The sequence below is a fragment of the Proteus penneri genome (assembly GCF_003144535.1).
In the GTDB taxonomy this organism is placed as follows: Bacteria; Pseudomonadota; Gammaproteobacteria; order Enterobacterales; family Enterobacteriaceae; genus Proteus; species Proteus penneri.
Genome location: NZ_PHFJ01000009.1, coordinates 103,373 through 126,016 on the forward strand (window position 1 = coordinate 103,373; position 22,644 = coordinate 126,016).

The following is a 22,644-nucleotide window of genomic DNA, read 5'->3' on the forward strand; positions in this document are numbered from 1 at the left end:
GCCACTTAAGGAAACTTAGGTGGCTTTTTTCATATTTTTTGAATAACTATTTCATACTTCTTTGACTATATTTCAAGTAATAAGGCAGTATGCTTATACGATAAGAACACTTGCCATAGAGGTGGTTATGGAAACAAAAATGATGCCAGCACTGTTTATTGGGCATGGTAGCCCAATGAATGTATTAGAAGATAATACATATACTCGCCTCTGGTCAGAATTAGGGGAAACGCTTCCTCAACCTAAAGCGATTTTAGTGATTTCAGCCCATTGGTATACCGATGGAACGTATGTAACGGCAATGTCGCAACCAAAGACAATTCATGATTTTTATGGATTTCCACCAGAATTGTATGCAATAGAATATCCAGCGCGAGGCTCGATAGGTTTAGCCGCACTGATTGAAGATCTGATTGATCCGATTAAATTAAAACTCGATATGGATCAATGGGGATTAGATCATGGAAGTTGGGGAATACTTGAAAAAATGTATCCCAACGCAAATATTCCAGTTGTTCAGTTAAGCATTGATGCACGTCAATCGGCACAATGGCACTATGAATTAGGGCAAAAGCTGGTTGAATTGCGTAAAGAAGGTGTCTTAATTATTGGTAGCGGTAATATCGTTCATAATTTAAGAATGATGGATTGGCAAAACAGCGACGCAACGCCTTATCCTTGGGCATTGGCTTTTAATGAGGTAGTCGAAAATAGTTTACAAAGCGATAAGGTACCAGAAGCGTTATTTACGATTTTATCAACAGAAGAAGGGCGATTGTCACATCCTACTCCCGATCATTTTTTGCCTGCTTTGTATCTATTAGGTTTAAAACAAGCGGGTGAAAAGGTAACAGTGTTGAATAATGATATTGTGAATAAATCATTAAGTATGATGACGTTTCAAATTGGATAAAACCATCCAATAAAACCTATTGATATAAGTAAAAGGCTAAATTCATTTTATGGGATTTAGCCTTTTTTACTAATAACGAAACCTATTTTGAATAAAAAACACCTTACTGCTTATCAGCAATAAGGTGCTCAATATAATTTTAAGATTTCTATTAATCTAAAATAATATGTGGATAGAAGCGTGAAAGATCTTGCGTGATAAGCTCTCTATCTTCTCTGATGCAAATACCTGCAGATTGGTCGTTAACCAGCCAGCTACCAATTAATGTATAGCTATCGCCAAATTTTGGCAGTGGGTGGAAATCCTGAACAATAAAGCCTTCTTCACCGTAAGGACCATCTGCGACAGCAATATCTTTGCCGTTTTCAACAATGCGAATATTTGCACCTTCGCGTGAAAACAGTGGCTTGATAACATAACGTGATAATGAATCAGGCGCTTTACCCTCATAAAAATAAGCAGGTAGCAGATTGGGGTGATTAGGGAACATTTCCCAAAGCATGGGTAATAATGCTTTATTTGAGATAATGCTCTTCCAAGAAGGCTCTAACCAACGAATACCCGCATCAGCCAGTTTAGTTGAGAAGTCTTCGCGGAACATAAATTCCCAAGGGTAAAGCTTAAACATGTTGCTGATTATCTGATCTTGCAGATCAGTTAATTCACCACGTTCACCTAAACCTAGATCTTCAATAAAGACAAAGTCAGTTGTGACTTCTGCTTCTTCAGCACAATCTTGTAAGTATTGAACGGTACCACGATCTTCTTGCGTATCTTGGCAACAAGACATATGCAGATAACGCATTCCGTATTGATCACGAAGCTCTGCAAAACGATCAATCAACTTTTCTTGTATGCTATTAAATTGATCGGCATTTTGCGGTAAACGACCTGCATTGACTTGATCTTCAAGCCAGATCCATTGAAAAAAAGCAGATTCATATAGTGAAGTTGGTGTATCTGCATTATTTTCTAACAGTTTTGCGGGACTTTTACCGTCATACGCTAAATCAAGACGTGAATAGAGCGAAGGTTGAGACGATTTCCATGAATCACGTACAAAATCCCAACAGTGACGAGGGATTTGAAAACGAGTCAGCAACTCTTCACTATTAGCCACTTTATCAGCGACTTGTAAACACATCTGATGCAGCTCTTCTGTCGTTTCTTCTAACGTTTCAACCTCTTCCATTGAGAATTGATAATAAGCATCTTCAGACCAATAAGGTTCGCCATACATTGTATGAAAGTTAAAGCCAAATTCAGTTGCTTTTTCACGCCAATCCGGGCGTTCAATGATATTTTCGCGTTTCATGGTTTTAATTAACCACCTGAACGATAAGAAGATGAACCGGTTGAGCTACGGTTATTATTCGTAGCATTGGTACGTTGAGCCGCAGCTTGTCTTGAAACCGTATTACCAAAGCCACCACGTGTTATTGTTGAGGTTGTTGATGGTTTTGGTGTCATGGCTGTTTTTGGTACGTTCATTTGACGCCCACCAACCGCAGGACCATAGTTACGACCTGTCGCATCCACAAATTTACCGTTTGCAGGGCTTGTTGGATTACGCGAACTAAACAGTGGTTGTGCTGGTGCGCCACCCCCCATTAAGCGACCCATCATATAACCCGCCATTAATGGCATAAAGAAGCTACCACCGGAGTTAGCTTGGGCCATTTGTGAGCTGTCTGGGTTTAAATTATTGGCATTTTCAGTACTCACAGCTTGTCCATCAATCGACGCTGTTTGTGTACATTGAGCGTCACCGAATTCAGCTACACAATCTTCTAATGTTGCGTATTTAGGTGCTGTACGTTGTGCCTCTTGTAATGCAGTACGATAAGAGTCTTCACACTGTGCTGCTTGTGAAGGATTCGCTTGAGCACATTCTTGTGCATTCATATACAGTGAAACTGTCTCATCGCTCTCTTCACATCCTGAAAGCGCGAATACAGCAGTGATGGCGATTGCAACAGGCGCCAGACGATAAGGACGGAATGCTTTACGGAAAGCATCTCGATTAATCGATTTGGTACGTTTCATTGGCATATTGGTAAGATCCATAAAAGGTAACACGTTCAAAATAAAAGCTAGGATAGGTTAAATAGTCTAGAAAATAAATAAGAAACGCCTAATCATCAGGGATAACCAGAAATTTGTGATCTTTATAAGGTTAAGAATAATGAAATTAGGTGAATCTTCTCTTTTTAACCTAATTGTGATTAAGCTATTTGTTAATACAAGAATATAGATATTGTTGAGATCTTAATTTAAGCCATAACATGATATTGTAATGTTAAGAATAAGCATAAAAAAACCGCTTATCAGTTTATTGCTGAAAGCGGTTTTTTATAAGTGGCTAAATTCTTAATTCACGATCACGGAGCAACGTTAAGAGCAGGGCTTGTTAACGAGCGAATAATACTATCTGGTGAAGTAGAAACTTCTGCACCCAGTGTGTTATTTAACTGAATTAAGTCATTTTCATTTAATGTGCCACGTGCATATTCAATATTTAGTTGGTTAATTAAATAGTCATAACGTGCGTTGGATAATTTTTGTTTTGCATCATAAAGTGTTGTTGTGGCATTTAACACATCAACAATAGTACGAGTACCCACTTGATAACCCGCTTCAGTTGCATCTAATGAACTTTGTGCAGAAACAACAACTTGTTGATACGCTTTGATGCTACTGATTGATGCAGAAATATTGTTATAAGAAGAACGTGCGATTTGGACAATAGAACGATAAACCGATTCTAATTGTTCGCTTGCACTCGTAAAACCATATTGTGCTTGTTCAACTTGTGAGCTTGTTCTGCCACCTGTATACAGAGGAATACTAACAGACAGACCAATACTATTTTGACCACTGTAACTATTGCGACTAGTGTTAGGCGTTACAGGAGGTAATGCGCTACCGTGACTATGGCTATTGGATACGCCAGTTGATGCATTTAAATCTACGGTTGGTAAGTGACCAGATTGCGCTAAACGAATATTTTCGCGCGCTAAATCTTGGCCTAAACGTGCACTTAATAAACTTAAGTTACGTTCTTCGGCATCTTTTAACAGTTTCTCAATAGAGTCTGGTGATGTTGTTGAAAAACGGCTGATATTGAGTGATGCCAGATTAATGTAATAAATACCACTGACTTGGCGTAGTTTCTCTAATGCGTTATCTAATTGGTTACGGCCAACCACTTCTTGTGCCAGTACGCTATCATAATTTGCACGCGCATTTTGTACGTCAGTAATAGCCACTAAACCTACGTTAAAACGTTGAGTTGTTTGATCTAACTGACGGTAAACTTGTTCTTTTTGCGCTTCAATAAATGATAATGAATCAATAGCACGTAAAACATCAAAGTAAGCGGTCGCGGTGTCTAAAATCAGCTTTTGCTGACTTGTTTGATAAGTCACATCGCTCATACCCGCAGTTTTTTCTTGAATGTTTAACTGGCGCCATAATGACATGTTAAACACACTTTGAGTTAGCGTTAAACTTGCACCAATAGAATTGGATTCGGTGTTGTTATTATCGCGGTAGCCGCTTTTATAATCGGCAGAGGCACCTAATCCTAATTGGGGTAATAATGAGCCACGAGCTTCATTAATTTTTTCAAAAGCTTGATTTCTTTCAGCTAATGACTTGCGTAACTCAGGGTTACTGTCCTTTGCTTTTTGATAAACTTGAAGCAGATCCTCAGCCTGACTTGCAGTGCTGAATCCTGCCAAACTCATCGTGACCAAAAGAGAGAGCAGTTTTTTCATTTTAATTCCTTGTTGCAACAGTTTCGCTGAGTTGCCTCTGTTAATCTTGATTGGGGATAATTCTAGCAGATTGTTTCCCTAAGTAGGGGTAGCCATTTGTGCCATATCCTTTTATTTTAGATTAACTTTACATGAATTGTTGGCAAATTTCTTTAAATCTGTATTAAACATAAGCAATAAAAAGACTCTTAAATATAACTTAAGGAACATTGTATGAAGAAAAGGGAAAATACACCATTTTTATACGGCCGTGAAGACGTGAAATTGCTCAATCAAAAAGATTTATATAAAGGCTTTTTCCGTATGACTGAGTACCGCTTTAAACATCGCCTTTTTGAAGGCGGATGGAGTGAAGAAGTCAAACGTGAAGTCTTTGAGCGAGGCAATGCGAGTGTTTTGTTAGCTTATGATGCTAAACGTGATGAAGTGGTATTAATTGAGCAAATTCGTATTCCTGCGTATGAAACCAGTGAGACACCTTGGTTGCTAGAAGTGATTGCGGGTATGGTTGAACAAGGCGAAAGCCCAGAAGACGTTGTTAGACGCGAAGCCCAAGAAGAAGCGGGCGTTGTTGTTGGGCGATGCGAGTCAATTATTAGTTATCTTTCTAGTCCTGGTGGCACCAGCGAAAGAATGCATGTTTATGTCGGTGAAGTTGATACAACAACAGCAAAAGGTATTCATGGATTAGCGTGTGAAAATGAAGATATTCGTGTTCATGTTGTTAGCAGAGAACAAGCTTATCGTTGGGTTGAAGAGGGCGTGATTGACAATGCTGCATCGGTCATTGCACTTCAATGGTTACAACTTCATCATATTGAGTTAAGAAAGCGTTGGTCGGTAATTTAATATATTAATCAATCTTTAAAGGGTGTTTTTAGTAATATTATCAAGTAGAGTAACTATCTCTAAGTGTACGATATCAAATGAATTAAATTGTAAAAAGAAGTGAAAAAAACGTGATTGAAAGCGAGAATATTTCTCACTAATCTTTTGAAATGTGTATTGGTTGGCAGATCTTTACTACGAAAATACGTTAACATAACGGCTAATGAGAGTGAAACAAGGAAACCTTTTGGAAAGCCAGCTTGAATTATCGGTGAAACACAAAAACACCGTAAGAATATTACAAATCACAGACACCCACCTCTTTGCTAATGTGGAAGACACTTTGCTGGGCATAAATACTTATCGTAGCTACCATGCGGTATTAAATGCGATTAGAGAGCAGGGTCTTGATGTTGACTTGATTGTAGCAACAGGTGATTTAGTTCAAGATCAAACCTTTGAAGCTTATCAGCATTTTGCAGATGGCATTGCAACGTTAACACCACCTTGTGTTTGGTTGCCAGGTAATCATGACTATCAACCTGCGATGATTGATGCTTTAAATCAGGCAGGCGTTTTGTCAGCTAAACAAGTGTTGATTGGTGATAATTGGCAAATGCTGTTATTAGATAGCCAAATTCAAGGTGTTCCTCATGGTGAATTATCAGATTGTCAATTAGATTGGCTAACACGCTGTCTCGAAAGTCAAAAGCACAGAGATACGATTATTTTGTTGCATCATCATCCTATGCCGTCAGGGTGTACATGGTTAGATCAACACAGCTTAAGAAATTCTCAAGAATTGGCTGAGCGTTTAAGAGAGCACTCTCAAGTAAAAATGATGCTTTGTGGTCACATTCATCAAGAAATGGATGAAATGTGGAATGGTATTCGTTTGTTGGCAACACCTTCTACGTGCATTCAATTTCGCCCTCATTGTACTAATTTTACATTAGATACTGTTTCTCCGGGCTGGCGTTATTTGGAAATGTCACTTTTATCTGATGAGAAGGGCAGAATTGAAACACAAGTTTACCGTTTAGAGGGGACTGAATTTTGTCCTGACCTTGATTCGGATGGCTATTAAGTTATGCCTCGTATTCTCTATTTACATGGCTTTAATAGCTCACCAAAATCAGCAAAGGCACAGGCTTTTCGTCAATGGCTTGAAGTAACACATCCTGAAATTGAATTGTTAGTACCTCAATTGCCACCTTACCCTCAAGAAGCCGCTCAGTTAATTGAATCGTTAGCTAAAGAGTGCGTAGATGACAAGCTTGGATTAATTGGCTCATCATTAGGTGGCTACTTATCGATCTGGCTATCTCAACGTTTTAATTTACCCGCTGTTGTTGTTAATCCTGCGATCCGTCCTTTTGATCTCTTACAAAATTTCTTGGGCGAAAACGAAAATCCCTATACACATCAAAAGTATAGATTAGAACCTCATCATATGGATGAGTTACTTGCCTTGCGTATTCCCGTAATTACATCACCCGAACTTATTTGGTTGCTTCAACAAACTGGAGATGAAATACTTGATTATCGTCAAGCTGTCTCATATCTTGGCGCGTGTAGGCAAACCGTAGAATCGGATGGAAATCACGCATTTGTGGGTTTTGAACGTTTTTTTCCGAAAATTATTCAATTTTTAAAGATAATTTAGTCTTTCGGTTAATTAACCTGTAAAACGTAGGTTGATGTATCTATCCGAAAATTAATATCATATTGCCGCAAACACCTGTTATTATAAACAGTATTTTCTAACAGCGAACCGCAGATTAAAACAATGACTCAATCAAGTTATAACGCAAAGGATATTGAGGTTCTTAATGGTCTAGAGCCTGTACGTCGCCGTCCAGGGATGTATACAGATACAACAAGACCGAACCATTTGGCACAGGAAGTGATCGATAATAGCGTGGACGAGGCGCTTGCGGGACACGCATCGAAGGTCGATGTCATTTTATATGCAGATCAATCTATCGAAGTTATCGATAATGGGCGAGGAATGCCTGTCGATATTCACCCAGAACTTAAGGTCTCTGCTATCGAGTTAATCCTTGCTCACCTTCACGCCGGAGGAAAATTCTCTAATAAAAACTATCAATTTTCTGGCGGGTTGCATGGTGTGGGGATCTCGGTTGTTAACGCCCTCTCAAAGCGTATTGAAGTAACTGTTCGTCGTGATGGTAAAATTTACCAAATTGCCTTTGAAAATGGCGATAAAGTTGAAGAGTTGCATGAGATTGGCACCTGTGCAAAACGAGATACAGGAACGAGTGTGCATTTTTGGCCTGATGGCGCCTATTTTGATGTTCCTCGTTTTTCTTCTAAAAGCTTATCTCATGTATTAAAAGCTAAAGCGGTATTATGCCCGGGCGTGAATGTTTCTTTTGTCGATAAAGTAAACAATACTCAAGAAAATTGGTGCTACGCTGATGGTTTAACCGATTATTTAAGTGAAGCTGTTGCTGAATTTGTTCGCCTTCCTGAAGAGCCGTTTACAGGCAAATTTGAAGGGGATAATGAAGCCGTTGAATGGTCTATGTTATGGCTACCTGAAGGTGGCGATCTACTCACTGAAAGCTATGTTAACTTAATTCCGACGGTTCAAGGTGGTACACACGTAAATGGTTTACGCCAAGGTGTGTTAGATGCAATGCGCGAATTTTGTGAATTCCGTAATTTGCTACCAAGAGGTCTTAAGTTAACCGCGGATGATACATGGGAGCGTTGCGCTTATGTATTATCAGTGAAAATGCAAGATCCTCAATTTGCAGGGCAAACCAAAGAGCGACTTTCTTCAAGACAAACCAGTGCATTTGTTGCAAATGCGGTAAAAAACGCTTTTAGCTTATGGCTAAATCAAAACGTTCAAGTCGGCGAATTACTCGCTGAAATGGCGATTAGTAGCGCGCAACGTCGTATGCGAGCAGCTAAAAAAGTGGTGAGAAAGAAACTCACTTCAGGGCCAGCATTGCCGGGTAAATTGGCTGATTGTACTTCTCAAGATTTACGTTACACCGAGCTATTTTTGGTCGAAGGGGACTCTGCAGGAGGTTCTGCTAAACAAGCTCGAGATCGTGAATATCAAGCGATTATGCCTTTGCGCGGTAAGATCCTAAATACATGGGAAGTCTCTTCAGATGAAGTGTTAGCGTCACAAGAAGTCCATGATATTTCGGTTGCAATTGGTATGGATCCTGATAGCGATGATTTAAGCCAACTGCGTTACGGTAAAATTTGTATTCTTGCGGATGCGGACTCGGATGGTTTACATATCGCAACTTTATTGTGTGCTTTATTTGTGCGCCATTTTCCAGCTCTTGTTAAGGAAGGGCACGTTTATATGGCGATGCCACCACTTTACCGTATCGACTTAGGTAAAGAAGTTCATTATGCCCTTGATGAATCAGAAAAAAATGCCATTTTACAACGTTTAAGTCGTAAAAAAGGAAAGCCTAACGTACAGCGCTTTAAAGGTTTAGGTGAGATGAACCCGCTTCAACTGCGTGAAACAACGCTTGATCCTAATACGCGTCGTTTAGTGCAATTGGTGATTGATGATGAAAATTATCAAGAAACCCTAGGCATGATGGATATGTTGTTAGCGAAGAAACGCTCTGAAGATCGCCGAAATTGGTTACAAGAGAAGGGCGATGAAGTTGACATCGAAGTGTAATGGATACCACAAGAGTCTGAGGAAAAATTGAATGAGTGAATTGACTCATGATGGTGTAGAGCGCCAACCGCTCCACTTATTTACAGAGAATGCCTATCTCAACTATTCCATGTACGTCATTATGGATCGTGCATTGCCTTTTATTGGAGATGGGCTAAAACCTGTGCAACGTCGTATTGTTTATGCGATGTCAGAGCTAGGTTTAAGTAATACCGCTAAATTTAAAAAATCAGCCCGTACTGTTGGTGACGTGCTCGGTAAATATCACCCGCATGGTGATAGTGCATGTTATGAAGCAATGGTACTGATGGCTCAGCCGTTCTCTTATCGTTATCCGTTAATTGATGGACAAGGTAACTGGGGGGCGCCGGATGATCCAAAATCTTTCGCCGCAATGCGTTATACCGAATCACGCCTTTCCAAATATTCACAAACATTATTGAGTGAATTAGGACATGGTACGGTAGATTGGATCCCTAACTTTGACGGCACGATGCAAGAGCCGAAAATGTTGCCAGCACGCTTACCTAATATCGTGCTTAATGGCACAACGGGTATTGCTGTTGGGATGGCAACGGACATTCCACCGCATAATGCACGTGAAATAGGACAAGCTTTAGTGATGCTTTTAGATAATCCTGATGCGGGGTTATCTGACGTGATGCAATATGTCCAAGGCCCTGATTATCCAACTGAAGCTGAAATTATTACGGCTCAAGACGATATCAAAAAAATCTATAAAACGGGTCGTGGTTCGGTCAGAATGCGAGCTGTTTGGCAGAAAGAAGAAGGATGTGCGGTGATCACTGCATTACCTCATCAAGTCTCTGGTGCCAAAGTACTTGAGCAAATTGCAGCCTTGATGCGAGCAAAAAAACTGCCTTTAGTTGAAGATTTGCGTGATGAATCCGATCATGAAAATCCAACCAGACTTGTGATTGTTCCTCGTAGTAATCGTGTTGATTTAGAGCAAGTGATGTACTACTTGTTCGTAAATACCGATTTAGAAAAAAGTTATCGCGTTAACCTAAATATGATTGGGTTAGATAACCGCCCAGCAGTAAAAGGATTACTGACTATTTTAAACGAATGGTTAGTTTATCGTCGCCAAACAGTCACAAATCGTCTAAATCATCGTTTAGAAAAAGTTTTACGTCGCTTAGAGATCCTCAAAGGTTTATTAATTGCTTATCTCAATATTGATGAAGTGATTGAGATCATTCGTCATGAAGATGAGCCAAAAGCAGAATTAATGCGTCGCTTTGAGTTATCTGATATTCAAGCTGAAGCAATTTTAGAGTTACGTTTGCGTCATTTAGCCAAACTTGAAGAGATGAAACTAAAAGGTGAAAGTGATGAGCTTGAAAAAGAACGCGATAGTATTGAGAAATTATTAAGTTCACCACGACGCTTAAATACTTTACTGAAAAAAGAAATTGAAGCCGACGCAAAAGAATTTGGTGATGACAGACGTTCTCCTATTCGCCCTCAAGAAGAGGCGAAAGTGGTTAATGAACAAGATATGTTGCCATCAGAGTCTGTCACCATTGTGCTTTCTGAAATGGGCTGGGTACGTAATGCAAAAGGGCATGATATTGATCCTAGCGGTATGAGTTATCGCGCTGGAGATAGTTATCACAGTGCAGTTCGAGGCATGAGTAATCAGCCTGTTCTGTTCCTTGATTCCACTGGCCGAAGCTATACTCTAAGCCCAAATGATATGCCTTCAGGACGTAGCCAAGGCGAACCATTAACCGGTAAGTTAACTTTCCCACCAGAAGCTAGTGTGAAATACATGTTAGCGGGAAGTGCTGGACAAGAATATTTACTGGCAACAAAAGAAGGTTATGGCACGGTTCTCTCTTACGATGAGATGGAAACGAAGAATAAGACAGGTAAAGGTCTACTAACTGTTTCTGAAGAGACTGAATTATTAGCACCGCTCTTAGTTGATCCTCAAAAGAAAAATGAGCAACACTGGTTTATTATCATCACTGATAAAACACGTATTTTAGCCATTTCAGCAGAACAACTAAATGAAATGAATAAAAAAGGGCGTGGTACACGTCTTGTTGCTTTAGGGAAAGAGCAAGGTGATGTGATTGAACAAATGTTGTTTGCACCAAAAGATGAAGCATTAATCTTTACTGTTGATGGTCAGCAAGAAGTGCTTAAAGCAGAAGAGATCAACTATTTTAGCGGTAATGCGGGTGATGAACCTATTCCGTTAAAACATCTGCATCCTGAAGCAGTTACCGTCATTATGTCTGAAAAAGGGCTTATTCGTTGTCAAAAAGGACATAGTATTGATGCTAAATCGGTTGGTTTTAAATCTGGTGATGATTATTTTGATGCTGTTGGAGGGATGAGTAATCAACCAGTACACTTAATTGATACCACAGGTCAAAGTTATACTGTTGATGTTGATGCATTACCTTCTGGTCGTAGCAAAGGTGATGCGCTAACTGAACGATTAAAAGTTCAGAAAGGTGCGCAATTGCGTCATGTTGTTATGGGCGAAAATACCGATAAGATCGTCATGGCATCTGATGCCGGTTATGGTTTTATCTGTCAGGTTGATGATTTAACTTCTAAAAATAAAGCAGGAAAATCATTACTGACTTTACCTGAAAATGCATTACCATTACCACCACAGCGCTTGAACAATGAGCTCACTGATCTCATTATGATCATTACTAAAGGTGGTAGAATGCTGATTTTTGAAGCATCGGAATTACCAACTATGGTAAAAGGAAAAGGAAATCAGATGGTTTCTATTCCGGCGTCACAAGCCGCAAGTGGTGAAGATAACGTCGCTTGGTTACGTGTATTACCTGAGAATGCCTCTGTTACATTGCATTTCGGTAAACGTAAGATGACAATGTCGATGAATGAGTTAGTTAGCTTTAAAGCAAAACGTGGACGTCGAGGAACCTCTTTACCTCGTGGTGCTCAAGTTATCGATCATATTGATATTGAAACAAATTAAATCTAATACTTAATTGATATTGAGTGGGTCTGTTGACCCACTTCTATTTAGGACGCTAAAACTTATGTTAGCCATTATTCGAGGCATCATTGTCATTCTTTACACCATTATTGTGGTGACGTTTGGAATGATTTATTGCATGTTTTCACCAAGAAATCCTAAACATGTAATGACTTATGGACGCTTATTCGGCAAGTTATCTACTGTTTTTGGTATCAAACTCGTTGAGCGCTTTCCAAAAGAAGCAAAAAGTTATGGTCCAAGTATTTATATCGGAAACCATCAAAATAATTTCGATATGGTAACGATGTCAAATGCGGTTCAACCTAATACCGTGACAGTAGGTAAAAAAAGCTTAATTTTTATTCCTTTTTTTGGTCAATTGTATTGGATCACAGGGAATATTTTAATTGATAGAGCAAACCGCTCTAAAGCACATGGCACCATTTCACAAGTTGCTGATCAAATTAAATCGAAGAAGATTTCTGTTTGGATGTTCCCAGAAGGAACACGTAGCCGTGGCCGTGGACTATTACCGTTTAAAACGGGGGCATTCCATGCCGCCATTCAAGCGGGCGTACCGATTATTCCTGTTTGTGTTTCAACAACACAGGGTAAGATTAAGCTAAACCGTTGGAATAATGGGTACGTTATTGTTGAAATGTTACCTCCAATTGACGTTTCAAAATACACCAAAGATCAAGTTCGAGAATTAGCAGAAGATTGTCGTCAAATTATGAAAGCGAAAATCGAAGAGCTAGATAGAGAAGTTGAAGAAATGAATAAACGTGATTTTCCCGGTAAGTTAAATTAATACTTTTTTCGTTGCTTTGTTTGTACAAATATAAGCCTGATCTTCATATACTCGTCATACTTCAAGGTGCAACGTTGTTGACTCCACTCATTTGCACTAGTCACATACTTATCTGTGTGACTAGCGACTCATTCATTAGTCGCCTAGTTGCACCTTGAATTATTTAGAGTGCTGGTTATCAACTATTTTTAGGATTTATGTCACATCCGCGCTATTATGCTCCCGTAATTTCATTTAAGTCCTTTTGTCTTTAAATCACAGCAGCTTTTTTCCTGTCACAGCATTTTGATTATGCAATAGGAATATTTGTATTTTGTTGCGGAGAAAGTATGTCATTTAGTCGTCGCCAGTTTATTCAGGCTACAGGCTTAGCGGTATGTCTGGGCTCTATATCTTCTGTTCGTGCTGAATCAGTTAATGATAAAAAATTACCTATACCGCCTTTGTTGGAATCGCGTCGTGGTCAGCCACTGTTCTTAACTTTGCAAAACGTGCATTGGGCGTTTAATGGTACTCAAAAAGCACAGGTTTGGGGGATCAATGGCTCAACTCCGGGACCGACAATCAAAGTCAAAAGTGGCGATGATATAAAACTGATTTATAGTAACCGCCTTAATGAAGCGGTATCAATGACGGTAAGTGGCTTATTAGTTCCGGGCACTCAAGTCGGTGGAGCCGCAAGACTAATGTCACCCGGAGCTTATTGGTCGCCGGTATTGCCTATTCGTCAGAAAGCAACAACATGTTGGTATCACGCCAATACACCGTTTAAAATGGCACCTCATGTTTATAATGGATTGGTAGGAATGTGGATTGTGGAAGATGAAGAGAGCAAATCCCTACCGCTACCAAAACATTATGGAGTGAATGATTTTCCGATCATCATTCAAGATAAACGGATTGATAACTTTGGTACGCCACAATACGACAAAGAAGCTGCTAGTGATGGCTTCTATGGTGATACATTGTTAGTTAATGGACGTGAAGATCCTTACATTGAAGTCTCTAGAGGTTGGATCCGCTTACGTTTAGTGAATGCATCTAATGCTCGTCGTTATGAATTAACTGCAAATGATGGTCGATCGCTTTACCTTATCGCTTCTGATCAGGGGTTATTAACATCTCCTGTAGAATTGAAGTCAATTCCAATGGCTCCAGGGGAGCGACGTGAAATATTGGTTGATATGTCTGAAGGTGGTGACGTCACCATTACCGCAGGGCAAAGTGCCGGCTTTATGGATAGGCTCCGTGGTATTTTTGAATCTTCAGATTTATTACGTAATACCAATATAATAACGATTAAACCAACCGGATTAATGTCATTAATGACAGACAAAGTCCCTGCGCAATTAGCGGTAGATGACACACAAATCACTACCTCTATTCAGCCTAGAACTATTCAACTGCATAACAGTCCTCCGGGAATAAATAATGCTCGTTGGGAACTTTCAAGAATTGATTTAGTCGGTAAGCAAAATGGCTGGGAGCGTTGGCTTGTAACAGTATCGACACCGCAACCATTCCATATTGAAGGTGCCCGTTTTAAAGTGATTAATCATAATGGACAGAAACCTGCACCCGCCGATTTTGGTTGGAAAGATACTGTTTGGATTGAGGATCAAAGTGAATTGCTGGTGGAATTAAAACAGCCTTCTTATTCGCATTTCCCTTTCTTATATTACAGCCAAGTATTAGAAAATGCAGATAAAGGTATGGTAGGACAAATGGAAGTCACGCCTTCGGAATAAAAATTCAGTAGTAATACTAAATTAAAATAAAAACAGTATTTTTCAAATAAAAATACTGTTTTTTTTCATGTTAAAAATAATGTGAATTATATTTTTTAGACTAAAGTTTAAATAGAGAAAATATTTCCAAAAAAAATTGTTAATTAATTTAATATTTTTGTTTGTTTATTTAAGTTCTCTTTATTAAGTTGATTTAAATATTGTCATTAATGAGATTAATATTGAAATAGGTTAATTTTGGTTATTTTAAATATAATAACAAACGATCTAATTTTGTTTAATTTCTCTATTTATTTGTGATTGGTTAGTCGTTTTATCTATTTTGATGGTTTTAAGTCATATTTTTGGGATGCTCTTCAAGTAATTATTTCTCTAGAAACTAGAGAATCTCCGCGTCTTTTATTTTTGATCCTTAATTAATGTTATTAAATTTTAATATAATTGAAGGTACAGAATGAACAAAGAAATAGCTTTAAGTCATCATCATAAAATGAATAAAATAAACAAAAATATATTTCAACTTTCCCTTGTTGCATCTGCATTGCTTTTTTCTGGATATTCAGTGGCATATTTAGAAGCGGGGCAATTAGGTGATACAAAAAGCTGGGAAAGCCAAGAATATCAAAAAGACTGGGGACTAGCTGCAATGAATGCCTCTAGTGCTTATGCACTTGGTTTTCATGGGCAAGGTGCCAAAATAGGTGTGATGGATTCAGGTGCATTATTATCACATCCTGAATTAAATGATGTACGTTTCCATGCCGTTAAAGCCAAAGGTCAATACGGTTCAACAGGCATGCGTTACCCCCAAGAAATGGGGGGACATTATGAAAAAGGTCAAGACTTTGATGTTGATGGAAGCTGGATCAAAGATGTGAATGATACACACGGAACACACGTTACAGGCACAGTAGGCGCAAGCCGTGACGGTAATGGCATGCATGGGGTTGCATGGGGTGCTGATGTTTATTTAGGAAATACGGGGGCAACAGATAGCAATAACTACGGTCCTTACCAAGATTACACCTACTTCTACACTGGCTGGAAAGCCATGGTCGATGCAGGCGCTCAGGTGATTAATAATAGCTGGGGAACTAACTCTCGTATTATTAATGCAAATGAAACCTTGGGGCCTGATGGTGGTAAGACAACTGAGCACATGCCGGTTGATACCACAGCACAAACTGAATACGAATATTTTTATTTCAAAAAAGTCTATGGTGATAAACCTTCCTTTGTTGATGCTGCTTATGATGCAGTAAAAGGCACGAATGTTGTGCAAGTCTTTACAACCGGTAACCGCGATTTTGCCCAGCCTTATTATCGCCCCCTTTATCCTTACTTTAATCCTGAAGCAGAAAAACATTGGATTGCAGTTGCAGGTCTTAAACAGAATGCAGACAAGTCGGGTTATGAATTAGAAAAAATCTTTAATGAAGCAGGGAATGCGAAATGGTGGACGGTGGTTGCTCCGGGTCGTTACATTTATTCGTCAGTTGTTGATGAAGAGGGAAATGCAGGTTGGGATACCTTTAGTGGTACATCTATGGCTGCACCTCATGTTACAGGTGCTATGGGCGTCTTAATGTCGCGTTATCAATCAATGAATGCGATGCAAGTACGTGATGTGATGTTCACAACTGCCAATCACCATAATCCAGATGGCTCTTTATATGATAGTTGGACGGCAGCTGAAGGTACGCCTGATGTACGTTATGGTTGGGGGACTCCTGATTTAGATAAAGGAATGTATGGCCCTGGTCAATTCTTAGGTAAGTTTGAATATAACTTAAGCATGACACCGCTTGATGTTTGGACAAATGATATTTCACAAACTGCGTTAGATCTGCGAGAACAAGAAGATTTAGCATGGCTGAAAGAGTACCAAGAGAAAGGCATTTCGGCGGGTGGTGATTACAATCTAGGAACGGATTTTGTTATCAACGACGGTAACCCAGATCCAACTTCACACATTGCCAGCAAAGAAGATGCTGAAAAATGGCGTAAAGCGTATTACCAAAAACGTGCTGATGCTATTCAAGCGAAAATTGACGCTGGGTTATATGATGGCGCTTTAGTCAAGAAAGGTGAAGGTACGTTGGTGATGACTGGCGATAATACTTATCGTGGTGGTACAACAGTCGAACAAGGTACTTTATATGGCTTTACAGAATCGTTTGGTACAGAAGCGGTTAATGTGAATGGCGGTAAATTAAGTGTTATTGATCGCTATAACGATACTTTCACACAACAAGGTCAATTAGCATCAAATGAGAGTCATAAAGCCAATATTAATATCAATGATAAAGGGACATATTTAGTGACCGTCGGGCACGATGTGAATGTCGGCGATATGTCCTTAAATAAAGGGGCAAATTTAGATATCGGTGCAGATAATGAAGGTCAGTTAAAAGATATTTATCTGAACAATACTGTTGCGGTAGGCTCCGTTAGTGCAGACAATTTAGTTGATAATCGCACCAAAACAAAAATGTTAGCGAATAACAACGTGGCTTCAAATAGTGATTATGCATTATTTGATAAAAATGTTTCTGTAAAAGATAACACCATTACAGGCACATTAAGTAAGAAAGAAAATACCTCTTTAGCCACTTTTGCAAATAATGAAAATGGCCGTTCTATTGCTAATACATTAGATATCACTAGCAGTGGCGATTTATTTAATGCTGTACTTCCTATGAATGAAAGAGATCTGAATAAGACCTATGGATCATTAGGTAGTGATATGTATTTAAATGCTAACAGTGCGAGTGTCGTAAATATTTTAGGGTTAACTCGTACAGTGAAAGATCAAGCTATGGGTATTGGTCAAGGCCGCTATGCTACATTAGATAATAGTAACGCCCGTATTTGGATGACCGGCATTGGTCAATGGGGTAATGCTGATTATGGTCATAGCAATATGGATGTTGATTTCTATGCGGGGTTATTAGGTGCAGAAATTGATGTGACTGAAAATACGAAAGTAGGTCTCTTCTTTGGTGCCGGCTCAACCAAATATAAAGGTAATGAACACGGTAAAATAGATAGCAACGATATCCATATTGGTGCTTATGGTGTGTCTAATTTGTATGATGTGGCTTCATTAAACTATGGTTTCACCCATACTAATCAAGATAGAGATGCAAAAAGAACACTTTGGGTGGGACAAAATGCAGGTTATAACTCAACCAGTTATGATGCAAAAATTACTCAAATTTTCTTAGAAGGTGCTTATACTCAATTTAATACTAATCATTACTCGATTGAGCCATACGCAGGATTTAGCTGGTTACGCGTATCAACAGATGATATCAATGAAAATGTCGGTAATATGAAATTTACCACTAAGACTGATTCACAAGATATTCAAGTCGGTACTATCGGTTTACGTGGTGGTTATCCATTTATGGCTGGCAATATAAATATGGCATTAAAAGGCGATATTTCTGCAAGCCATCTGTTTGGTGACAATCGTCCTGAATCACGTCTGTTCTTATCAAATTCCGGTGATGCAACATTACGCGGTGGTAAGCTGGATAATTTGTTTGGTGTTGGCTTAGGTGTTGATGCGCAATTAAGTAAATCAACTACCTTCGGGCTGTATTACCAAGGCCAATATAATAGTGATGTAAGTACAAGTGGTATCAATGCAACATTGAAAATTAATTTCTAATTATATTTAGGTTTTTTTCTATAAAAGGCCCTTAGTAATAAGGGCTTTTTTCGGTATGAATATATAGATAAAAAGAGGATTATTCTACTATGAAATAAGGAGTTATTATGAAGATAATGAATTATTGTACTCAAGCTACAGCAATAACAGATTTCAATATAGATAGAAAAGAAAAAAAGAAAATAAAAAATGCAATTAATAGTATTTCAAATAGTTTCAGCAGCTTTTATGTAAGGGAGGAGAATAAAAGTTTTTCATCTAAAATATCTTTTTTTATAAAGAAAATATTTAATATTAAGACTAGTTTGACTTATTTATTAAATTTAGATCAACATGATAGATTAAATAATTTATCTACTCTTTTGGTGGGGTGTGAAAAAATAGAATTCAAAAATAATAATTTAATAAATTCAGACTTCGTTAGCATTAATAATAAATATTTGGATTCGTTTTTTTTAAGTTTAAATATTGCAATAGAAAATGGCTATAATGATAGTGCAAAAAAGATAATACAAAATTACCTTTATGAAAAATCTAAAACAAAAGGCGACTTTATTACTATAATGAGGATCTCTCTAGATGTGATTAATAATTATCAAAAAGAAAAATTTGAGCCATTTAATAAACATAATTTAGAATACACTAGTATGCTAGATTATATTAATTTTAACTATATACAACGTATTGATATGGCATTGAATTATGCTTGTAAAGAGATTGATGGAAAAGGATCTAATAAATTAGGTAATTCAATAATGTATTTAGTTAATACAATGCATGATATTTACTCGATAGAAATGGAGAAAAATTTCATTATAAATATTGCTAAATGTTTTATGGATAAAGTAGTGAAATATAATGTTGGAAATTATAATAATGATAGTTTTAGAAAGTTGATAATAAATCTCTTAATAAATAAATTAAAAAATAATGAAGGTGTCAAGGAATTTGTGGACAATATGCTTGGGTCTGGCGTGTTAGAATACGAGGACATTATTAAAGAAAAAGAAAAAACAGCAGGGGATGAATGCTTTATATCTGATTATAATCGAAAAATAAAGAATTTTTTTAGTAAAAATATAAGCAGTGATGAAATGAAAAACAATATAGCGAGTGTTATTAGGGATAACTATGACTTTATTTTAATTAAAATGAAAAATAACTCTAATTATCTTGAGAACGAAAGGGTTTTACTAGATATTATTGATTGTTTAAAGAGTGATAATGATTGGAGTTTAAATTTATTATAAATGAGTTATTCCTCTTTAATAAATCTTATTAAAGAGGTTTTTATTTAACTTAGTGCCACTTTAATGCCTAATCCAATCAGTACCACACCTAGCACTTTATCAATACTTTTTTGGATTTTATTGAGTACTTTTCTTACTGGTGCACTTTGAATTAATAAGACGAGCAAGGGCCAATAAACGACAGCTAATCCCCAAATAATAAAGGCATACCATAATTTTTCACCGATGCTTGAATCGATACTTAATACCTGAGTGAAAACGGCAAGAAAGAACAAAGTGGCTTTTGGGTTGAGTAAATTACAGAAAAAACCTTGCATAAAAGCTTTCTTAAAGCTGATTTGTGAATGTTGTGTTGCTTTATCATCAATCGAATGATTAGATTTTGAGAGTAAGCTATGAAAACCAATCCAGAATAAATACGCGGCTCCGGCATATTTTAAAATGGAAAAGAGCCAAGGTGTTGTGGTGATAAGTACAGCAATACCGGCAACACAATATGACATATGCACAAGTAATGCTGCCACAATCCCCATTGCAGTCATCATTGCTGCAGATCGTTGATAACGCGCCGCATTTTTTACAACGAGAAAAAAGTCAGGACCTGGTGAGATCATACCGAGTAAAGCAATTGTAAAAACAACTAAAGAAGTTTCAAGCATAATAGCGCCTTGTATATAACAATATTATAATGATTGAATCTTATATGATTAAGTTAACACTTCGAGTATAAAGCAATTATTTATTATCAAGGAAGCATAATTTGTATCGACTCAGGTTTTAGCTTTACGTATAGTGTGAGCAGTTTTTTCCCATCTTTACCCGTAGGTGTGTAAATGAATATTAGTTTAATCGCAGCATTAGCGATGGATCGCATTATTGGTATGGAAAAGGCAATGCCTTGGACATTACCGGGTGACCTCGCGTGGTTTAAAAAGAATACGCTAAATAAACCCGTTATTATGGGCCGGGTGACTTATGAATCTATTGGTCGTCCTTTACCGAATCGTCTCAATATTGTGTTAAGTAGCCAACCAGGAACAGATAGTGAAGTTGTTTGGGTGAAGTCTGTAGAAGAAGCTTTGCAAGCTGCTGAAAATCATGATGAAATCATGGTTATAGGAGGCGGTAAAGTGTATGAGCAATTTCTGCCTATGGCAAATACACTTTATCTAACTCACATCGATGCTGAAGTCATCGGTGATACAACATTCCCAGATTATGAGCCTGATGAGTGGGATTCTACTTTTATGGAATATCATGAAGCAGATGAAAATAACTCTCATAACTACTGCTTCGAAATATTAAAAAGAAGAAAATAACAAGAATTAAATAAAAAGGGAGATTAAATATCTCCCTTTTTATTATTCCTATTTTATTCATATAAAAATAATAAGAAGCAAGATTTATTATTCTACTTAAATGTTTTTTATAAACAGAGATTTATTTTAAGCTAATCATTATTTATATTTTAATAAATTCATTTTATAAGAATAATATATGAGATATTAATCAATATAGAGGTTTTTTATTCCCAATATCGTATTTTTTGATACTTATTTTACTATGAAAAAAAATAACTCATTGATTATTAATGATTAAATTTATGGGTATTTTAAGGTGTTCGTTTTTGTGTATAAAACGTTCTCTTTAGAATAAAAAAAAGAGTCATTAAGTCATATGTGAGGATAAAATCGACATAGCGCAAAAGGCAATGTCGCCATTTTGCGCAAGAAGAAGTAAAGGGATAATAAGTGCGTTATTTGGGGGCTGATAGGCTAGATTGAGTGAAATATTGTTTGTCTTCCCAACGTAAACAAGTGAGATTACCACCCCAGCAACATCCCGTATCTAATGCATAAACATTATCAGGAGTGCCTTTTCCTTCAAGAGAGGCCCAATGCCCAAATACAATACTATAACCTTCAGGTAACTGGCTTGGTAAATCGAACCAAGGCTTTAATGGTGCTGGTGCGTCTTGTGGTTTATCTTTACAAATCATATCGAGCTGACCATTGGGAAAGCAGTAACGCATACGAGTGAGTGCATTAGTACTGAAGCGTAATCGTGCTAGTCCCGAAAGTTCTGGTGACCAATTGTTTGGTAAATCGCCATACATTGAGTTAATAAATAAAGGGTAGCTATCACTACTTAAAATAGCTTCAACTTCACGCGCACACATTTTGGCTGTTTCTAAATCCCATTGTGGCGTGATCCCAGCATGAGCCATGATGATTTTCTTGTCTTCATCAATTTGCAATACAGGTTGACGTCTTAACCAATTAATTAATTCATCTGCATCAGGTGCATTAAGTAAGTCATTCAGCTTATCTCTTGGTTTATTGCGACTAATTTTTGCAAATACACCTAAAAGATGAAGGTCATGATTGCCCAAGACGAGCTTTAGTGAATTGCCTAAACTTTTTACAAAGCGCAGTACTTCAAGTGAGTCAGGGCCTCGTGCAACAAGATCTCCCGTTAACCATAATGTATCTTGTGCTGGCTCGAAACTGACTTTATCAAGAAGGTGGCGCAATTCACGGTAACAACCATGAATGTCACCAATTAAATAAGTTGCCATAGTTAGTTTATCAATGTTGGGAGTGCAAGGCGGAAAACAGGGATCTCGATTTGAAATAATCGACCATCAGTGTCAATCATTTCATAATGACCTTCCATTGTTCCCATTGGTGTTTCAAGAACGGCTCCACTGGTATAGCGGTATTGTGTGCCTGGCTCGATAAGGGGCTGTTCGCCGACAACACCTTCACCTCGAACTTCAGTGGTATTACCTTGTGCATTGGTGATTAACCAATAGCGGCGCAGGAGGCGAATTGCACATTTATTCAAATTATGAATTGATATGGTATAAGCAAAAACATATCGTTCATCTTCAGGAGATGATTGGCTTTCAATGTAAACGCTTTGTACCTGTATCGCCACTTTTGATGAGGTGAACATAGTG

The 22,644-nt window shown here is 37.8% G+C and carries 17 protein-coding genes and 1 pseudogene; 12 read left to right on the top strand and 6 right to left on the bottom strand.

All coding sequences use genetic code 11. The annotated features are described in order from the left end of the window. The first annotated feature begins 127 nt into the window (after positions 1 to 127). Positions 128 to 913 carry a 4,5-DOPA-extradiol-dioxygenase gene (ygiD, locus tag CUB63_RS11655; protein WP_109848093.1) on the top strand — a complete coding sequence of 262 codons (786 nt, stop codon included), beginning with the start codon at positions 128 to 130 and terminating at the stop codon, positions 911 to 913. A gap of 151 nt (positions 914 to 1,064) precedes the next feature. Here the strand turns inward: ygiD and CUB63_RS11660 are convergent, their stop codons facing one another. The 3 genes from CUB63_RS11660 to tolC all read right to left on the bottom strand — a co-directional run bounded on the left by CUB63_RS11660 (position 1,065) and on the right by tolC (position 4,692). Beyond that, the gene (locus tag CUB63_RS11660; RefSeq protein ID WP_072064306.1) at positions 1,065 to 2,228 is read right to left on the bottom strand and encodes a glutathionylspermidine synthase family protein; all 1,164 of its coding nucleotides are present in this window, start codon (positions 2,226 to 2,228) and stop codon (positions 1,065 to 1,067) included. Between the two features lie 8 nt (positions 2,229 to 2,236). Further along, positions 2,237 to 2,965, bottom strand: coding sequence for a DUF1190 family protein (locus CUB63_RS11665; protein ID WP_072064305.1), 729 nt, complete (start codon positions 2,963 to 2,965; stop codon positions 2,237 to 2,239). A gap of 329 nt (positions 2,966 to 3,294) precedes the next feature. Then, positions 3,295 to 4,692 (bottom strand): outer membrane channel protein TolC, encoded by a 1,398-nt coding sequence (tolC, locus tag CUB63_RS11670; protein WP_072064304.1) that lies wholly within the window; start codon positions 4,690 to 4,692, stop codon positions 3,295 to 3,297. A gap of 213 nt (positions 4,693 to 4,905) precedes the next feature. Between tolC and nudF the strand changes: the two genes are divergently transcribed. The 10 genes and pseudogenes from nudF (at position 4,906) to CUB63_RS11715 (ending at position 19,682) form a co-directional block, all read left to right on the top strand. Next, on the top strand, positions 4,906 to 5,541 hold the full coding sequence (gene nudF, locus CUB63_RS11675) for an ADP-ribose diphosphatase (RefSeq protein WP_109848094.1): 636 nt from the start codon (positions 4,906 to 4,908) through the stop codon (positions 5,539 to 5,541). A 226-nt stretch (positions 5,542 to 5,767) separates the two neighbouring features. Next, positions 5,768 to 6,607 (top strand): 3',5'-cyclic-AMP phosphodiesterase, encoded by an 840-nt coding sequence (cpdA, locus tag CUB63_RS11680; protein WP_072064302.1) that lies wholly within the window; start codon positions 5,768 to 5,770, stop codon positions 6,605 to 6,607. 3 nt (positions 6,608 to 6,610) lie between these two features. Continuing rightward, positions 6,611 to 7,186, top strand: a complete 576-nt coding sequence (gene yqiA, locus CUB63_RS11685; RefSeq protein ID WP_006535999.1) for an esterase YqiA — start codon at positions 6,611 to 6,613, stop codon at positions 7,184 to 7,186. A 123-nt stretch (positions 7,187 to 7,309) separates the two neighbouring features. Then, entirely contained in the window at positions 7,310 to 9,205 is a 1,896-nt protein-coding gene (gene parE, locus CUB63_RS11690) for a DNA topoisomerase IV subunit B (RefSeq protein ID WP_072064300.1), read from the top strand. Positions 9,206 to 9,236: 31 nt separating this feature from the next. After that, a pseudogene (gene parC, locus CUB63_RS11695) lies at positions 9,237 to 11,417 on the top strand (DNA topoisomerase IV subunit A); the annotation flags it as partial. Between the two features lie 327 nt (positions 11,418 to 11,744). Then, positions 11,745 to 12,194 carry a DNA gyrase C-terminal beta-propeller domain-containing protein gene (locus CUB63_RS17990; protein WP_228766790.1) on the top strand — a complete coding sequence of 150 codons (450 nt, stop codon included), beginning with the start codon at positions 11,745 to 11,747 and terminating at the stop codon, positions 12,192 to 12,194. Positions 12,195 to 12,258: 64 nt separating this feature from the next. Continuing rightward, positions 12,259 to 13,008, top strand: coding sequence for a 1-acylglycerol-3-phosphate O-acyltransferase (locus CUB63_RS11700; protein WP_072064298.1), 750 nt, complete (start codon positions 12,259 to 12,261; stop codon positions 13,006 to 13,008). Between the two features lie 329 nt (positions 13,009 to 13,337). Beyond that, complete coding sequence (gene ftsP / locus CUB63_RS11705) at positions 13,338 to 14,756, top strand: cell division protein FtsP (RefSeq protein WP_109848096.1); 1,419 nt, start codon at positions 13,338 to 13,340, stop codon at positions 14,754 to 14,756. 454 nt (positions 14,757 to 15,210) lie between these two features. Continuing rightward, positions 15,211 to 18,432 carry an autotransporter Pta gene (pta, locus tag CUB63_RS11710; protein WP_109848097.1) on the top strand — a complete coding sequence of 1,074 codons (3,222 nt, stop codon included), beginning with the start codon at positions 15,211 to 15,213 and terminating at the stop codon, positions 18,430 to 18,432. A gap of 107 nt (positions 18,433 to 18,539) precedes the next feature. After that, on the top strand, positions 18,540 to 19,682 hold the full coding sequence (locus tag CUB63_RS11715) for a hypothetical protein (RefSeq protein WP_109848098.1): 1,143 nt from the start codon (positions 18,540 to 18,542) through the stop codon (positions 19,680 to 19,682). Positions 19,683 to 19,726: 44 nt separating this feature from the next. Here CUB63_RS11715 and CUB63_RS11720 read toward each other — a convergent pair whose 3' ends face one another. Then, positions 19,727 to 20,341, bottom strand: a complete 615-nt coding sequence (locus tag CUB63_RS11720) for a LysE family translocator (protein ID WP_006535981.1) — start codon at positions 20,339 to 20,341, stop codon at positions 19,727 to 19,729. Positions 20,342 to 20,515: 174 nt separating this feature from the next. Between CUB63_RS11720 and folA the strand changes: the two genes are divergently transcribed. Further along, a complete protein-coding gene (folA, locus tag CUB63_RS11725; protein ID WP_006535980.1) occupies positions 20,516 to 21,001 on the top strand; it encodes a type 3 dihydrofolate reductase in 486 nt (161 codons plus the stop codon). A gap of 437 nt (positions 21,002 to 21,438) precedes the next feature. Here the strand turns inward: folA and apaH are convergent, their stop codons facing one another. Together apaH and apaG are read right to left on the bottom strand one after the other, a co-directional pair. Continuing rightward, positions 21,439 to 22,260, bottom strand: a complete 822-nt coding sequence (gene apaH, locus CUB63_RS11730; protein ID WP_006535979.1) for a bis(5'-nucleosyl)-tetraphosphatase (symmetrical) ApaH — start codon at positions 22,258 to 22,260, stop codon at positions 21,439 to 21,441. A gap of 2 nt (positions 22,261 to 22,262) precedes the next feature. Next, positions 22,263 to 22,640, bottom strand: a complete 378-nt coding sequence (gene apaG, locus CUB63_RS11735) for a Co2+/Mg2+ efflux protein ApaG (protein ID WP_006535978.1) — start codon at positions 22,638 to 22,640, stop codon at positions 22,263 to 22,265. Between the last annotated feature and the right edge of the window lie 4 nt (positions 22,641 to 22,644).

What these genes read in the sequence shown, in the direction of transcription:
- nudF (WP_109848094.1), top strand. Translation starts at nt 4,906, where the DNA reads ATGAAGAAAAGGGAAAATACACCATTTTTATACGGCCGTGAAGACGTG.
- CUB63_RS11715 (WP_109848098.1), top strand. Translation starts at nt 18,540, where the DNA reads ATGAAGATAATGAATTATTGTACTCAAGCTACAGCAATAACAGATTTC.
- parE (WP_072064300.1), top strand. Translation starts at nt 7,310, where the DNA reads ATGACTCAATCAAGTTATAACGCAAAGGATATTGAGGTTCTTAATGGT.
- CUB63_RS11660 (WP_072064306.1), bottom strand. Translation starts at nt 2,228, where the DNA reads ATGAAACGCGAAAATATCATTGAACGCCCGGATTGGCGTGAAAAAGCA.
- CUB63_RS11700 (WP_072064298.1), top strand. Translation starts at nt 12,259, where the DNA reads ATGTTAGCCATTATTCGAGGCATCATTGTCATTCTTTACACCATTATT.
- apaH (WP_006535979.1), bottom strand. Translation starts at nt 22,260, where the DNA reads ATGGCAACTTATTTAATTGGTGACATTCATGGTTGTTACCGTGAATTG.
- ygiD (WP_109848093.1), top strand. Translation starts at nt 128, where the DNA reads ATGGAAACAAAAATGATGCCAGCACTGTTTATTGGGCATGGTAGCCCA.
- folA (WP_006535980.1), top strand. Translation starts at nt 20,516, where the DNA reads ATGAATATTAGTTTAATCGCAGCATTAGCGATGGATCGCATTATTGGT.
- CUB63_RS17990 (WP_228766790.1), top strand. Translation starts at nt 11,745, where the DNA reads ATGGCATCTGATGCCGGTTATGGTTTTATCTGTCAGGTTGATGATTTA.
- CUB63_RS11665 (WP_072064305.1), bottom strand. Translation starts at nt 2,965, where the DNA reads ATGCCAATGAAACGTACCAAATCGATTAATCGAGATGCTTTCCGTAAA.
- yqiA (WP_006535999.1), top strand. Translation starts at nt 6,611, where the DNA reads ATGCCTCGTATTCTCTATTTACATGGCTTTAATAGCTCACCAAAATCA.
- ftsP (WP_109848096.1), top strand. Translation starts at nt 13,338, where the DNA reads ATGTCATTTAGTCGTCGCCAGTTTATTCAGGCTACAGGCTTAGCGGTA.
- CUB63_RS11720 (WP_006535981.1), bottom strand. Translation starts at nt 20,341, where the DNA reads ATGCTTGAAACTTCTTTAGTTGTTTTTACAATTGCTTTACTCGGTATG.
- apaG (WP_006535978.1), bottom strand. Translation starts at nt 22,640, where the DNA reads ATGTTCACCTCATCAAAAGTGGCGATACAGGTACAAAGCGTTTACATT.
- tolC (WP_072064304.1), bottom strand. Translation starts at nt 4,692, where the DNA reads ATGAAAAAACTGCTCTCTCTTTTGGTCACGATGAGTTTGGCAGGATTC.
- pta (WP_109848097.1), top strand. Translation starts at nt 15,211, where the DNA reads ATGAACAAAGAAATAGCTTTAAGTCATCATCATAAAATGAATAAAATA.